General features: G+C 67.6%; 12 protein-coding genes and 1 tRNA gene. 3 read left to right on the forward strand and 10 right to left on the reverse strand.

Annotated elements, in window-relative coordinates; genetic code table 11:
• The first annotated feature begins 45 nt into the window (after positions 1–45).
• Entirely contained in the window at positions 46–954 is a 909-nt protein-coding gene (locus ABFX36_RS13330) for a VOC family protein (protein WP_006895410.1), read from the forward strand.
• A gap of 9 nt (positions 955–963) precedes the next feature.
• Here the strand turns inward: ABFX36_RS13330 and ABFX36_RS13335 are convergent, their stop codons facing one another.
• The 7 genes from ABFX36_RS13335 to ABFX36_RS13365 all read right to left on the reverse strand — a co-directional run bounded on the left by ABFX36_RS13335 (position 964) and on the right by ABFX36_RS13365 (position 8485).
• The gene (locus ABFX36_RS13335) at positions 964–1716 is read right to left on the reverse strand and encodes an amino acid ABC transporter ATP-binding protein (RefSeq protein WP_006895409.1); all 753 of its coding nucleotides are present in this window, start codon (positions 1714–1716) and stop codon (positions 964–966) included.
• Between the two features lie 35 nt (positions 1717–1751).
• Positions 1752–2696, reverse strand: a complete 945-nt coding sequence (locus ABFX36_RS13340) for an amino acid ABC transporter permease (RefSeq protein ID WP_006895408.1) — start codon at positions 2694–2696, stop codon at positions 1752–1754.
• Between the two features lie 4 nt (positions 2697–2700).
• Positions 2701–3603 (reverse strand): ABC transporter substrate-binding protein, encoded by a 903-nt coding sequence (locus ABFX36_RS13345; RefSeq protein WP_006895407.1) that lies wholly within the window; start codon positions 3601–3603, stop codon positions 2701–2703.
• A 95-nt stretch (positions 3604–3698) separates the two neighbouring features.
• A complete protein-coding gene (locus ABFX36_RS13350) occupies positions 3699–4763 on the reverse strand; it encodes an isocitrate/isopropylmalate dehydrogenase family protein (protein WP_006895406.1) in 1065 nt (354 codons plus the stop codon).
• Positions 4764–4917: 154 nt separating this feature from the next.
• Positions 4918–7611: a DNA polymerase I gene (gene polA / locus ABFX36_RS13355; RefSeq protein WP_101841563.1), complete on the reverse strand. Its 2694-nt coding sequence runs from the start codon at positions 7609–7611 to the stop codon at positions 4918–4920.
• Between the two features lie 121 nt (positions 7612–7732).
• On the reverse strand, positions 7733–8344 hold the full coding sequence (locus tag ABFX36_RS13360) for an ANTAR domain-containing response regulator (RefSeq protein WP_006895403.1): 612 nt from the start codon (positions 8342–8344) through the stop codon (positions 7733–7735).
• Between the two features lie 59 nt (positions 8345–8403).
• Positions 8404–8485 (reverse strand) — tRNA-Leu (locus tag ABFX36_RS13365).
• 203 nt (positions 8486–8688) lie between these two features.
• Here ABFX36_RS13365 and ABFX36_RS13370 point away from each other — a divergent pair.
• Both ABFX36_RS13370 and ABFX36_RS13375 read left to right on the forward strand, forming a co-directional pair.
• On the forward strand, positions 8689–10737 hold the full coding sequence (locus ABFX36_RS13370; protein ID WP_006895401.1) for a CocE/NonD family hydrolase: 2049 nt from the start codon (positions 8689–8691) through the stop codon (positions 10735–10737).
• A gap of 7 nt (positions 10738–10744) precedes the next feature.
• Complete coding sequence (locus tag ABFX36_RS13375; protein WP_006895399.1) at positions 10745–11485, forward strand: copper homeostasis protein CutC; 741 nt, start codon at positions 10745–10747, stop codon at positions 11483–11485.
• Here the strand turns inward: ABFX36_RS13375 and ABFX36_RS13380 are convergent.
• The 3 genes from ABFX36_RS13380 to pyk all read right to left on the reverse strand — a co-directional run bounded on the left by ABFX36_RS13380 (position 11460) and on the right by pyk (position 14385).
• Positions 11460–11963: a hypothetical protein gene (locus ABFX36_RS13380; protein ID WP_006895397.1), complete on the reverse strand. Its 504-nt coding sequence runs from the start codon at positions 11961–11963 to the stop codon at positions 11460–11462. The genes ABFX36_RS13375 and ABFX36_RS13380 overlap by 26 nt on opposite strands.
• A 9-nt stretch (positions 11964–11972) precedes the next feature.
• Positions 11973–12872: an acyl-CoA thioesterase gene (locus tag ABFX36_RS13385; protein WP_006895394.1), complete on the reverse strand. Its 900-nt coding sequence runs from the start codon at positions 12870–12872 to the stop codon at positions 11973–11975.
• A 79-nt stretch (positions 12873–12951) separates the two neighbouring features.
• A complete protein-coding gene (gene pyk / locus ABFX36_RS13390; protein WP_006895393.1) occupies positions 12952–14385 on the reverse strand; it encodes a pyruvate kinase in 1434 nt (477 codons plus the stop codon).
• Positions 14386–14400 lie beyond the last annotated feature (15 nt).

Below are 14400 nucleotides of genomic sequence, written 5' to 3' on the forward strand. Positions count from 1 at the left end.
TACCTTCAGACGCGAGAACACGTTCCCCAAGCGAAGGACTCTCGAATGATTCAAGAACTCTCGTACGTCGGCTTCGGCTCACCGCGCTCGTCGGACTGGTCGACCTACGGACCCGAGATCGTCGGCGCGATGATTCACAGCCGAACGCCCGACGGTACGGTCCGGCTCGCTGTCGACGACGTCGACTTCCGCATCTGCATCCACCCCGGCGCTACCGACGAACTCCGATACACCGGCTGGGGCTTGGCCAACGAGACCGATCTGCACGCGTTCGCCGAGCATCTCGCGCGCCGCGGATTGAGCCTGGAGTGGGCCGACGCACCGGTCCTGCGCGACCGCGGCGTCGCCGAACTGGCCTGGTTCACCGACCCGTGGGGACTTCGCCACGAACTGTCCTGGGGCAAGGGCGCCACCCCCAACTCGTTCCGCGCGGGACGGACCATGCGCGGCGGGTTCGTGACGGGCGATCAGGGGCTGGGACACATCGTCTACCAGGTACCGGACCTCGCGGAAGCCGACGAGTTCTATTCCGGGGTACTCGGATTCCGGCTCTCCGACCGAATCGTGTCGGATCACTTCGACGTGCGGTTCTACCACGTCAACGGCCGCCACCACTCGCTGGCGCTCGCGGAGGCGCCCGGCCACATCGGCGTGAACCACCTGATGCTGGAATACCAGCACATGGACGATCTCGGCCGCGCGATCGACCTGGTCGAGAAGCATCGCGTCCCGGTGATGCAGACGCTCGGCCGGCACTCGAACGACCTCATGACGTCGACCTATGTCGGGACGCCGTCGGGGTTTCAGCTGGAGCTCGGCTACGGGGGTCTGGTGGTCGACGACCTGAGCTGGATCGCCCGCACCTACCGCAAGCCGAGCTTCTGGGGCCACCGCTTCACCGAGGCGGCCCGGACCGATCCGCCCGGGATCCTCACGCCGATCGCCACCGTGTGAGCGGGCCCGCTACAGCAGCTTGGAGAGGAACTCCTGGGTTCGCGCCTGCTGCGGGTTCGACAGCAGCTCACGGGGATCCCCGCGTTCGACCACCACTCCACCGTCCATGAAGACCAACTGGTCGGCCACCTCGCGGGCGAAGCCCATTTCGTGGGTGACCACCACCATCGTCATCCCCTCCGCGGCGAGGGTCCGCATGACCGCCAGCACGTCGCCGACGAGTTCCGGGTCGAGAGCCGAAGTCGGCTCGTCGAAGAGCATCAGCTTCGGATCCATGGCGAGCGCGCGGGCGATGGCGACGCGCTGCTGCTGTCCGCCCGAGAGCTGGGCCGGGTAGGCGTCGGCTTTGGCCCGCAGGCCCACCTGGCTCAGCAGGTCCAGAGCGCGCTCGGTGGCCTCGCTCTTGGACTTCCCGCCGACCAGGACCGGAGCCTCGATGATGTTCTCCAGCGCGGTCCGGTGCGGAAACAAGTTGAAATGCTGAAACACCATCCCGATGTCGCGGCGCTGCCTGGCCGCCTCGCGCGGGCTGAGCTCGTAGAGTCGGCCGCCGCGCTCTCGATAACCGATCAGCTCGCCGTCCACCTCCAGACGTCCGGCGTTGACCTTCTCGAGGTGATTGACGCACCGCAGAAAGGTGGACTTCCCCGAGCCCGAGGGGCCGATCAGACATGCGACCTCGCCGGGTTGCACCTCGATGGACACACCCTTCAGCACCTGAAGGGCGCCGAAGTTCTTGCATACGCGGTCGGCCAGCACCATCGGCCGGCCGCCGTCGGACGAAACACCGGTGTCCGTCACTTGCCCTCCTCCACGACCGTCTTGTTGGCGGCGGCGAGCGCCTGCAGCTGGCCCTCCGACAGCTCGCGCGAGGCACCCTTCTCGTAGTGCTTCTCGACGAAGTGCTGCCCGATCATCAGCACCGAGGTGACGACCAGATACCACGTCGACGCCACGAGCAGCATCGGGATCGGCTGGAAGTTGACGCCCGAGATATCCCGTTGGCGGCCGTACAGTTCGAGGCTGAAAGGCACCGCGGCCACGAGGCTGGTGGTCTTGAGCATGCTGATGACCTCGTTGCCGGTGGGCGGGATGATCACCCGCATCGCCTGTGGCAGCACGATTCGCCGCATCGTCTGCCACCACGACATGCCCAGCGCCACCGACGCCTCCATCTGTCCTTCGCCCACGGAGGAGATGCCGGCGCGGACGATCTCCGCCATATACGCGGCCTCATTGAGGGCGAGCCCGATCACGGCGATCAGGAAGACGTACTTGAGGCTGAAGGCCTGGATGTCGATTTCGAACGCGGTCGGGCCGAAGGGTATGCCGACCCGGACGGTCTTGTAGAGCGAACCGACGAGCCCCCACAGGACCAGCTGAACGAAGATCGGAGTGCCACGGAATACCCACAGGTACACCCAGGCCGCGGAACTGAGCACCTTGTTCTGTGACATCCGCATCACCGCCAGGATCACGCCGAGGATCACCCCGATGATCATCGCGAGGACGGTCAGCGCCAGCGTGTATCCGACACCCGACAGGATGCGTTCTTCGAACAGGTACTTGCCGTAGGTGGACCAGTGGTACGCGGGATTGGTGGCCGCGCCGTACACGAAGAGCCCGACCAGCCCGAGAATGATCACAGCGGCGATCCACTGTCCGGGATGCCGGAGGGGGACGGCCTTGATCGGTGCGGGGGTCTCCGCCGTGTCGCCGGCCCGGATGTCACTTGCCGTCATCGGTTCAGCCCTTCGCTCCGTTGATCTCGGATCGCTGAATCATTCCTGCTTCCACTCCCCAATGTGTGGCGATCTTCTCGTACTGACCGTTGTCGATGAGGTACTGCAGGGCTGCCTGCAGAGCGGGTCCGAGCGCAGAGCCCTTGACGATCGGCCACCCGTACGGCGCCGCGTCGTACAGCGGCCCCACTTCCTCGAGCTGACCGTCGGTCTTCTTGATCGCGTACGCGGTCACCGGAGAATCGGCCGAGAACGCGTCGATCTGGCCCAGGAGCAAGGCGTTCACCACCTGATCCTGGGTCTCGAACTTGACTTTGATGATCGGGTCCTTGCCCGCCTTCTCGCATGCGGCGCTCTTGGCGGGGATCTCATCGGTGTCTTCGACCGTGGTGCTCTGCACTCCGACGCGGAGGCCGCAGGCGTTGTCCGGGTCGATCCCCCTGCCCACCTTCTGCGCCCATTTGATTCCGGCGCTGAAGTAGTCGACGAAGTCGACCTCCTTCTGCCTCTCCAGCGAGTCGGTGAACGACGACATCCCCAGATCGAAAGTGCCGCCCTGCATCGCGGGGATGATCTTGTCGAAGTCGGACTCGCTGTACTCGGCCCGCAGCCCGAGGACGCCGGCCACGGCGTTCATCAGGTCGACGTCGAATCCGATGATGTGACCTTCTCGGTCCTTGAACTCGTTCGGCTGGTACGGCGGGTTGGTACCCACACGCAGCACTCCGGATTCTCGAATGCTCGCGGGCAGCATCGCGGCGATCTCGGGCTGCTTCTCCACCTTCACCGTGATCGGCTTGGTGTCGAGCGCCGACTCGTCGACCACGCAGCCCGACAGCACGGGAACTGCGAGCGCCGCGGCCGCCACACCGGCCAGCACCCGCACGCGCAGCGATCGCACTCGCATCGGCACCTCTCCGTCGTGACCGGGGATCGGTGTGATCCCCCGGAGTCTATGAGTATGACGGGTTCGCCGGCCGCCGCGGCCGACCGGGGCGAGATTCAGCCGACCTGCGCCGCGACCGCCGCCCCGAACTCCGAGGTCGACGCACCGCCGCCCAGGTCGGCCGTGGCGATCCCCTCACCGAGCACATGGGCCACCGCGCCGTCGATCGCATCGGCCGCCGCCGACACTCGGCTGTCGCCCGAACGCGCAGCATGCCAGCGCAGCAGCATGGCGCCCGAACCGATCATGGCGACCGGATCGGCGATGCCGCGGCCGGCGATGTCCGGTGCGGCGCCGTGCACCGCCTGCGCCATGGCGCGCGTGTCCGAGGCGTTGATCGACGGGGCCAGGCCGAGGGAACCGGACAGTTCAGCCGCCAGGTCCGACAGGATGTCGCCGAACAGGTTCTCGGTGACGATCACATCGAAGTCAGCCGGGCGACGCACCAGCAGCGCCGCCATCGCGTCGACGTGCTGCTCGTCCACCCGGACGTCCGGGTAACGCTCGGCGACCGCGAGGCATTCGTCCCGGAACAGTCCCGTCGTCAGTCGCAGCACGTTGGCCTTGTGCACCACGGTGACGTGCCCGCGCCGCCGGCGTGCCGCTTCGAACGCCTCGACCGCGATGCGTTCGGACGCCGCGCGGGTGACCACGCCCACCGCGAGCGCGACGTCCGGCGTCGGCATGAACTCGCCGCTGCCGATCGTCATGTTCCGGTCCGCGTACAGTCCCTCGCTGTTCTCCCGGACCACCAGGACATCGATGTCGGGCGCGGTCGCCGTCACACCGGAGACAGCCCGGGCGGGCCGCAGGTTCGCGTACAGACCGAACTGCTTGCGCAACACCGCGCCCGGCGGCGGATACCGCACTTCGGCCGGGTACGAGGCGCTGTCATGCGGTCCGACCACCCAGAGATCGAACTTCTCCAGCGCGTCGAGCGTGCTCGCGGGCACGGGCGCGCCGTCGGACTCGACGGCGGCGGCACCGAACGGCAGCGCGGTGGTCTCCACCGTCAGCCCCTGTGCCGCGAGGGCCCGGGTCGCGACGTCCACGGCAACCGGCACCACCTCGGGTCCGATTCCGTCGCCCTCGAGGACTGCGAGGCGGAGCGTGTCTGTCATTCGCGGGTTCCTGTTCATCGGGACTGTCTCTGTAAGAGAAGGTCCCATACTTCGGCTGACCGTCGCCACGTTGTCGCGGAGTCACCGCGGCTGGTGTTCGTCTCGATGCGCTCCGTCGCTTCGCTCCTGCGCTTACTCGACAACCCTGTTCGGGTCAGTGCGCGGCGTCGTCCCAACTCCGGCCGTAGCCGACCGAGACCTCCAGTGGAACCGAGAGCTCGATCGCTCCGCCCATCTCGGCGCGGACCACCGCCTCCACCGTCTCCCGCTCGCCGCGGGCGACCTCGATCACCAGTTCGTCGTGCACCTGCAGCAGCATCCGCGACGACAGCTTCTCGGCCCGCAACCGGTTCTGCACGTTGATCATCGCCACCTTGATGATGTCGGCGGCGGTGCCCTGAATGGGGGCGTTGAGCGCCATCCGCTCGGCGGCCTGACGACGCTGGAAGTTGTCGGAGTTGAGGTCGGGCAGATACCGGCGCCGGCCGAACAGGGTGGCCGTGTACTCGTTCCGGCGCGCCTCCTCGACGACGCGGTGAAGATAGTCGCGGACGCCGCCGAAGCGATCGAAGTACTGCTCCATCTGCTGCTTCGCCTCTTCGCGGCTGATCCCGAGCTGAGCGGCCAGACCGTATGCCGACAACCCGTAGGCCAGGCCGTACGACATCGCCTTGACCCGTGAACGCATCTGCGGGTCCACCTGGTCCACCGGAACCCCGAAGGCACGCGAACCGACGAAGTTGTGCAGGTCCTCACCGGTGTTGAAGGCCTCGATCAGTCCCTCGTCCTCCGAGAGGTGCGCCATGATCCGCATCTCGATCTGCGAGTAATCGGCCGTCATCAGGCTCTCGAACTCCACGGGCGCGGCCCCGATCGGCACCGGGCCCGGCGCCACCACGAAGGCGTGCCGGATCTGGCGGCCCGCATCGGTGCGCACCGGGATGTTCTGCAGGTTCGGGTCCGTCGAGGACAGCCGACCCGTCGCCGCCACGGTCTGATTGAACGTGGTGTGGATGCGCTGATCGTCCGCGACGGTCTTCTGGAGGCCCTCCACCGTCACCCGCAGCCGGGTGGCGTCGCGATGCTCGAGCAGATGCTTCAGGAACGGATGCTCGGTCTTCTCGTACAACGACGTGAGAGCGTCCGCGTCGGTGGTGTAGCCGGTCTTGGTCTTCTTCGTCTTCGGCATGTCGAGCTTGTCGAAGAGGATCGCCTGCAGCTGTTTGGGCGACCCGAGGTTCACCTGCTCGCCGATCACCTCGTACGCCGCCTCGGCCGCGTCGCGCACCCGCTGCGCGAACCCGCGCTCGAGCGCGTCCAGGTGTTCGACGTCGACGGCGATGCCCGCGCACTCCAGTTCGGCGAGAACGAACGCGAGCGGAAGTTCCATCTCTCGCAGCAGCGCCGAGCCCTCGATCCGCTCCAGTTCCGTGTCCAGCGTGTCGGCGAGTTCGGCGACAGCCTGGGCCGACAGCATCAGTTGATCTGCCGCGCGCTGCGCGTCGGCGTCGTCGTCGAGCAGCGAGAGCTGACCGTCGTCGGTCTGGGCGTCGTCCGCCTTGAGCTCCCGTCGCAGGTACCGGAGCACGAGGTCGTCGAGGTTGAAGGTCCGCTGTCCCGGCCGCACCAGATACGCGGCGAGAGCGGTGTCGGAGGTGACTCCGGCCAGCGTCCACCCGCGTCCGCGGAGCGCGTGCAGGGCCCACTTCACCTCGTGCACGGCCTTGGGCCGGGTCTCGTCGGCCAGCCAATCCGCCAGCGCCGCATCGTCGTCCACACTCAGCGAGGTGGGATCGATGAACGCGGCCTCTCCGTCGGACCCGGCGATAGCGAGCGACTCGACGTCGCTGCCGACCACCGCGCGCCGACCGGTCACCGCGAGTCCGCTGCGCCCCGACGCGGTGTGCTCGACCAGCCACCCGGCCACCTCACCCGAGCCCAGTCGCTTCCCGCGCAGGTCGAAGCCCGACTCCGCCTCGGGCTCCACCGAGGTCAGGGTGGAGAACAGCCGGTCGCGCAAGACCTTGAACTCGAGATCGTCGAAGAGCCGGTGGATCCGGTCCCTGTCCCAACCGTGCAGGGCCAGGTCGTCGGGGCCGGCGGGCAACTCCATGTCGCGGACCAGTTCGGTCAGCCTGCGGTTCATGATGACGCCGGCCAGATTGGCGCGCAGTGAATCACCCACCTTGCCCCGCACCTCATCGGCCCGGTTCACCAGTTCCTCGAACGAGCCGTATTCGCGGATCCATTTGGCCGCCGTCTTCTCCCCGACCCCCGGGATGCCCGGGAGGTTGTCGCTGGGGTCGCCTCGGAGCGCGGCGAAGTCCGGATACTGCGACGGCGTGAGGCCGTACTTCTTCTCCACCTCTTCGGGGGTGAAACGGGTGAGCTCCGACACCCCGCGCTTCGGATACAGCACGGTGATGTTCTCGTTGACCAGCTGCAGTGAGTCGCGGTCGCCGGTGACGACGAGGACCCGGTACCCCTGGCGGTCGGCGGCCGTCGCGAGCGTGGCGATGATGTCGTCGGCCTCGTACCCCTCGATCGCCATCACCGGGATGCCCATCGCGTCGAGGACGTCCTTGGTGAGGTCGACCTGGCCCCGGAATTCGTCGGGCGACGAACTCCGCTGCGCCTTGTACTCGGGGAACATCTCCGACCGGAAGGTCTGCCGGGAGACGTCGAACGCGGCGGCGATGTGGCTCGGCTCCTCGTCGCGCAGCAGATTGATCAGCATCGACGTGAAGCCGTAGACCGCGTTGGTGCTCTGGCCGGTGTTCGTCTTGAAGTTCTCGGCGGGCAACGCGAAGAACGCCCGGTAGGCCAGCGAGTGACCGTCCAGAAGCATCAGCGTCGGCCTGCCGCCCGCCTTGCCCGCGGCTCTGGTCCCCGCACCCGACTTGTTCGTTGTCTGCGCTGCACTCACGCAGACGAGTCTAGGGCGTGGGTCGGACAGTCGCGGCAGCCCGCTACGACCGCGGCTGGTCGGTCCCGTCGCCGAGCGTGTCGACCACGATCTCGGCGACCGCCTTCATCGTGGCGCGCTTGTCCATCGCGTTCCGCTGAATCCAGCGGAAGGCCTCCGGCTCGGTCATTCCCTGCTTGTCCATGAGCAGACCCTTCGCCCGCTCGATGAGTTTCCGGGCCTCGAAACGGCCTGACATGTCGGCGATCTCAGCCTCGAGCACCTTGAGCTCACGATACCGGCTGAGCGCCACCTCGATCGCGGGGACGAGGTCGGCCTGGTTGAACGGCTTGACCAGGTACGCCATCGCGCCGGCGTCGCGGGCACGTTCGACGAACTCACGCTGGCTGAACGCCGTCAGCATGACGACGGGTGCGATCCTCTTGCGCGCGATCTCGCTGGCCGCGTCGATGCCGTCGCGGACCGGCATCTTCACATCCATGATGACGACGTCGGGACGGAGCTGCTCGGCCAGATCGACGGCGACCTGACCGTTCGGGGCCTCCCCGACGACGTCGTATCCCTCGTCGCGCAGCATCTCGATCAGATCCATGCGGATCAGCGAATCATCCTCGGCGACAACGACTCTGCTCGCCGGCTTGTCGGGGTCGTTCATCGCTTCGCTCCGATCGCTGACGGCGGTCACGCATCTGCGCCGAACGCAGAATCCATACGTGCCCCGGGCCGGACTCGAACCGGCACCTCGTTAGAGACCGCATTTTGAGTGCGGCGCGTCTGCCAATTTCGCCACCGGGGCCGGTGGTGGTGCGAGATGCAAGTGTACTCATGCTCTGGTCCGGATCGCGCATCCGCCCCATGCCGCGGCGCGGTGGCGGGCGACGCGCCCCACACGACTCTTCCCTTTCCTTCACCTCCGACTTATTGTTACCTGAGAGTCAGGTCACAGAACGATGAAGGCGTGTCCGGTTCGACTCTGCTTGCTCGGGGAGGAAACACCAGGTGAAGTCATCGCTACGCGGCCGGATCGTGACCGCTGCCCTCGCACTGCTCATCGCCCTGCCGCTGGTGGCGCTGCCGACAGGCACCGGCCCGTCGGACGCCGCGGTCTTCGGGACGCTCGGCGCCCGATGGACACGCACGCAGGACGGCCCCCAGAAGTACTCGGGGTACCGGGTGACCCCGGACGTGCCGATCCGCATGTCGGACGGGACGGTGCTGCGGGGCAACCTGATCCGTCCCACGGACCGGTCCGGCGCGCCGGTGCGAGAGAAGCTGCCGACCATCGTCAACATGACGCCCTACACCAAGATGGTGTCGGCGCTCGCGAGCGAGGTGACGAACTATCCGGTCCTGGCCCCGCAGCTGATCGACCTGCTGAACGGGATCAATCTCCAGGGCACGGTGCTGTCGGGATACAACGAACTGGTCGGCGCGCTGCGCGGCGGCCTGATCCAGACCTTCTCGTACGATCCCAAGCTCATCAAGAGCGGCTACAACATGCTCGTCGTAGACGTGCGCGGCACCGGCTTCTCGCAGGGCACCTGGCAGGTCTTCGGCGATCGCGAGCGCCGCGACACCGTCGAGGTGCTGGACTGGGCGTCCAAGCAGCGATGGTCGAACGGGAAGACCGGCATGGCCGGGGTCTCGTACTCGGGGATCAACCAGTTGCAGGCCGCCGCCGACGCGCCAGGCAAGCTGGGCGCGATCTTCCCCGTCGTCCCCGGTGCGGATCTGGTGCGTGACATCATCGCGCCCGGCGGCGGTCTGGGCGTCGGATTCCTGAGCTTCTGGCTGGCGATCGTGAACGGGACCAAGATGATTCCCAACATCGCCTCGATGCTGAACGGAACCTTCGACTGGAAGTGGCTCGCCGACCGCGTCAAGGACCCGCTGACGTACTTCGACCTGCTGATCGACGCGCTCGTGACGCGTGACGTCAACGGCTTCAGCCCCCAGACGCGCAGCATGATGACGGCCGGTACAGCTCGGCGCGACTCGCTGTACACGGATGTCGGCGCGATCACGACGCCCTCCTTCACGATCGGCGGGTGGAACGACCTGTTCACCAACTCCGAATCCCGGATGCTCCGGGGCCTCTCGCAACTGCCGGATGCGAAGAAGAAGCTCATCATGGACGACGGCTACCACGTGACGTCGAGTTCGAACTTCGGCCGGCCCGGATACCCACCGCGCCTCGACGTCCTCGCGCGAGCCTGGTACGACAAGTGGCTCAAGGGCATCGACAACGGCATCGACCGGTACCCCCAGGCCACCTTGGCGTCGGAACCGAACGGCGGGTTCCTGCAGGGCCCGTCGTTCCCGCTGCCCGGACACACGTACCAGCGCCAATACCTGCGCGGCACACCGTCGCATTCGGTGAACACACCGGTCGCAGGCGACGGGTCACTCAGTGCGAGCAGGCCCGCGAAGCGCGCCACGCGCGAGGTCAAGCCCGGACTCTCGACACTCTGCGACCGCGACTCCGCTCAGTCGACCGCCGGCGTGACCGCACTGTTCGACTTCTGCGGCAACGACACCCGGCTCTCGGAGACGGCGGCGCAGACCTTCACCGGCCGGCCCGCGACCGCTCTGACCCGGATCAGCGGCACCCCCGTCGTCCATCTGCGGCAACGGCTGAACGCGCCCGACGGCTACTGGCACGCGACGCTCAACGTCGTCTCCCCCGACGGCCGGTCACGCGTGGTGTCCATGGGACAGCTGATGGTGTCGTTGCGCGCGGTGGACCCGAGCCGAAGCGGATACGCACCGAACGGAGACCTCACCGACCCGGTCCTGTACCTCTCGCTCGACCACTACGCCAAGGTCCGGCCGGGCCAGATCCTCGACGTCGACATCCCGATGTCGGCGACGCAGGCCGCGCTGAAGCCCGGAGATCGACTGCGGGTGGACCTCTACTCGCTCAACTTCCCGAAGTCGCTGCCGCTCGGTCCGGGTCTGTGGTCGTCGCAGCTGCGGCCGCAGTACATCGAGATCGATCCGGCGAAGCCCAGCTGGGTCAACGTCCCGCTCTCGCGTCCCCTCGGCTGAGCTCGCCGTGCGGCCGGCAGTGGAGATCGCGGTGCAGGATGCCGAGGGCGCCGCGACGGCACGGGCGAACGGCGCCGATCGCGTCGAACTGTGCGCGGCGCTTGGAGTCACCGGCGGACTGACGCCGTCCGCGGGACTTCTCGACGCGGTGTGTGCGGTCGGGATCGACGTGCACGCCCTGATCCGCACCCGGCCGGGAGGATTCGTCTACTCGGACGCCGAAGTCGATGTCCTCGCGGCCGACGTGGCCGCAGCCGTCCGGCTCGGTGCGCGAGGCGTCGTGATCGGCGCGCTGCACGCCGACGGGACGGTCGACGCCGGCGCGACCGGACGACTCCTCGCGGCGGCGCGTGACGCCGAGCAGCGGGCCGGCCGGCGCATCGACGTGACTTTCCACCGCGCCATCGACGCCGCCGCCGATCCGATCGCGGCCCTCACCGTGCTCGCCGGTCTCGGCGTCGATCGCGTCCTCACCTCGGGAGGTGCTGCTCGCGCCGGCGACGGACTCGATGTGCTGCGTGCGCTCGTGGCCGCCGACACCGGTGTCGAAGTGATGGCGGGCGGGGGCGTCACGGCGGAGGCCATCCCTGCCATCCGGGGCACCGGCGTGCACGCGGTGCACCTGTCCGCGAAACGCTCGGTGCGGGATCGGGGCGTCGCCGGCCCGGGTGGAGGTGCCGCGTCGGATCTGGAGATGACCGACGCCGGTCTGGTGCGAGCGGCTACGAGAGCAGCGCACCGTCCTTGAGTGCCTCCTCCGACACGAGAGTGCGGTACAGCCTCCCGATCTCGACCGTGTAGAGCGAGGCGACCCGGACGTCGCGGATCTCGAATCCGGCAAGGCAGATACCGCTCGGGAGGGCGCGGAATCGGTCAAGCGTCGACTGGCCGTAGCGTTCGCCCGACTGAGCATCGAAGATCTGCACGAGGGAGCCGAAGCCCACGGCGGGGAGCCGCGGCATGTTCCGCGTGGTGCAGTCCACCTCGACGCCACCGGTGGCGGTGTAGCGCGAACTCGACACCACGCCCGAGCCGATGGCGAGTGCGGCGAAAGCGATCAGCACCACTGCGGCGACGGCGCTGCCCACGCGGATGCCGATCTTCCATCGGCGCTGCCACCGTTTGGGCGACAGCGGCGGGCCCGGAGGCAGGAAGAAGCGCAATTCGGACGGAGCCTGCCCGCCGGACGGAAGGGCGGGCTCCGGATTCGGGATGCTCTCAGTCATTCTCGGGCCTCAGTCGCGCGGCGGGAAGTACTTGATGAGCGCCTCCTGCACCACAGAGGTCGCGAGCGTGCCGTCGCGCTTGAAGAATCGGCCCGAGCCCAGCCCGCGCGAGCCGGCCGCGACCGGGGACTCCGTCGCGTACAGCATCCACTCGTCGAACCGGAAGTCGTGATGGAACCACATCGAATGGTTGACGGTCGCCGCGAACAGCCGGTCGTGTCCCCACGACAGTCCGTGGGTGGTGATGATCGAGTCGAGGACCGTGGTGTCCGACGAGTACGCCATCGTCGCGACATGCATGAGCGGATCGTCCGGCAGCACACCGTCGGCCTTCATCCAGGCGCGGTTGTGGGTCAGCTTCTCGCCGGTCCCCTTCATCACCCAGGCCGGATCGTTGGCGAACCGGATGTCCACCGGGTGCAGTGCGTTCACGAACGCCTCGATGGTCTCTTCGTACCCCTTGAAATGCTCGTCGAGCGGCGGCAACTCCTCCGGATACGGCACTTCGGGGATCTCCACGGCGTGCGCGAGGCCCGCGGAGTTGTCCTGGAAGGCCACCAGCATCGTGAAGACCACCTCGTCACCCTGCTTGGCAGTCACCTGCCGGTTCGCGAAGGCCCGTCCGTCGCGGTAACGGTCGACGTGATACTCGATCGGCTCGGTGACGTCGCCACCGCGGATGAAGTGCGCATGCAGTGCGTGGACCGGCGGCGCACCCTTCACCAGGGTCCGGCCGGCCGCCACCACGCCCTGCCCGAGCAACTGCCCGCCGAAGGTGCGGGCCATCACTTGATCGCCGTGCTGCCCGATGAACAGGTCGTCGTCGACGCGCTCCAGATCGAGGAGTTCGAGCAGCTCGGCCAGATCGGCGGACGTCGTCGCCGCAGCGTCGGTGTTCGGGTTGGTCATGCCACAACCCTATGCCAGCGATGCGGGCCGCCCGCCGCCCCGTCGACTCGACGGGCGGCGCCGCACCGCTGGTCGCGGATCAGTGGTCCTGCTCGCCGATGCGATGAACGTGGACGAAGTTGGTCGACCCGATCACCGAAGCCGGAGCTCCGGCGATGATGACGACCGTGTCGCCCTTCTTGAGCCGCCCGTTCTCGGTGAGGACGTCGTCGACCTGGTCGATCATGTCGTCGGTGTGCTGCATCCGCGGCACGAGGTACGAGTCGACGCCCCAGCTGACCGCCATCTGATTGTGCGTGGCCTCGGTCGCGGTGAACGCGATCAGCGGAACTCGCGAGTGCAGTCGCGCCACCCGGCGAACGGTGTCACCCGACTCGGTGAAAGCGATGATGGCGGTGGCGTTGAGTCGCTCCGCGATGTCGCGAGCCGCGTAGGTGACGATGCCGCGGCGGGTGCGCGGGACGTGCTTGAGCGGCGGGACGTCGCGCGTGCCGCCCTCGACCGCCGACACGATGCGGCTCATGGTGCGCACCGTCTCGAAGGGGTACTTGCCGACCGAGGTCTCGCCGGAAAGCATCACGGCGTCCGCGCCGTCCAGCACGGCATTGGCCACATCCGAGGCCTCGGCACGCGTGGGCCGGGAGTTCTCGATCATCGAGTCGAGCATCTGCGTCGCGACGATCACCGGCTTCGCGTTCTCACGCGCCATCTGGATGGCCCGCTTCTGCACCAGAGGCACCTCCTCCAGCGGCATCTCGACGCCCAGGTCGCCGCGGGCGACCATGATCGCGTCGAACGCCAGCACCACGGCCTCGAGGTTCTCGATGGCTTCGGGCTTCTCCAGCTTGGCGACCACTGGAACGCGACGGCCGACGCGGTCCATGACCTCGCGCACCAACTCGATGTCAGCGGGGCTGCGCACGAAGGACAGGGCGATCAGGTCGACGCCGAGTTCCAGGGCGAACTCCAGATCGGCGATGTCCTTCTCCGACAGGGCGGGCACCGAGATCTTCATGCCCGGCATCGACAGGCCCTTGTTGTTACTGACGGTGCCGCCCTCGGTGACGGTGCACACGACGTCGTTCCCGTCGACCCGGTCGACCACCAGGCCGACCTTCCCGTCGTCCACCAGCAGACGGTCTCCCGGCTCGGCGTCCTGGGCGAGCTGGGAGTACGTGGTCGACACCCGATCGTGGTCGCCGATCACGTCGTCGACGGTGATCCGCACCTGCTCGCCGTCGTTCCAGTCCACGGCGCCGTTGGGCCGGCCGTTGTCGGCGAACTTGCCGAGCCGGATCTTGGGGCCCTGCAGATCCGCCAGGATGCCGACGGGCTTACCGGTGGCGAGGCTCGCTCCGCGAACGTTGTCGTAGACGCTGCGGTGGTCGGCGTGCGCGCCGTGGCTGAAGTTCAGTCGGGCGACATCCATGCCGCACTCGAGGAGTTCGGTGATGCGTTCGAGGGTATTGGTGGCGGGGCCGAGGGTACAGACGATTTTTGTTCGACGAGTCACCCCTTAAGGCTAGCG

The organism is Gordonia cholesterolivorans (assembly GCF_039531975.1).
GTDB classification, from domain to species: domain Bacteria; phylum Actinomycetota; class Actinomycetes; order Mycobacteriales; family Mycobacteriaceae; genus Gordonia; species Gordonia sihwensis.

What these genes read in the sequence shown, in the direction of transcription:
- ABFX36_RS13330 (WP_006895410.1), top strand. Translation starts at nt 46, where the DNA reads ATGATTCAAGAACTCTCGTACGTCGGCTTCGGCTCACCGCGCTCGTCG.
- ABFX36_RS13335 (WP_006895409.1), bottom strand. Translation starts at nt 1,716, where the DNA reads ATGGTGCTGGCCGACCGCGTATGCAAGAACTTCGGCGCCCTTCAGGTG.
- ABFX36_RS13340 (WP_006895408.1), bottom strand. Translation starts at nt 2,696, where the DNA reads ATGACGGCAAGTGACATCCGGGCCGGCGACACGGCGGAGACCCCCGCA.
- ABFX36_RS13345 (WP_006895407.1), bottom strand. Translation starts at nt 3,603, where the DNA reads ATGCGAGTGCGATCGCTGCGCGTGCGGGTGCTGGCCGGTGTGGCGGCC.
- ABFX36_RS13350 (WP_006895406.1), bottom strand. Translation starts at nt 4,763, where the DNA reads ATGACAGACACGCTCCGCCTCGCAGTCCTCGAGGGCGACGGAATCGGA.
- polA (WP_101841563.1), bottom strand. Translation starts at nt 7,611, where the DNA reads ATGCTTCTGGACGGTCACTCGCTGGCCTACCGGGCGTTCTTCGCGTTG.
- ABFX36_RS13360 (WP_006895403.1), bottom strand. Translation starts at nt 8,344, where the DNA reads ATGAACGACCCCGACAAGCCGGCGAGCAGAGTCGTTGTCGCCGAGGAT.
- ABFX36_RS13380 (WP_006895397.1), bottom strand. Translation starts at nt 11,963, where the DNA reads ATGACTGAGAGCATCCCGAATCCGGAGCCCGCCCTTCCGTCCGGCGGG.
- ABFX36_RS13385 (WP_006895394.1), bottom strand. Translation starts at nt 12,872, where the DNA reads ATGACCAACCCGAACACCGACGCTGCGGCGACGACGTCCGCCGATCTG.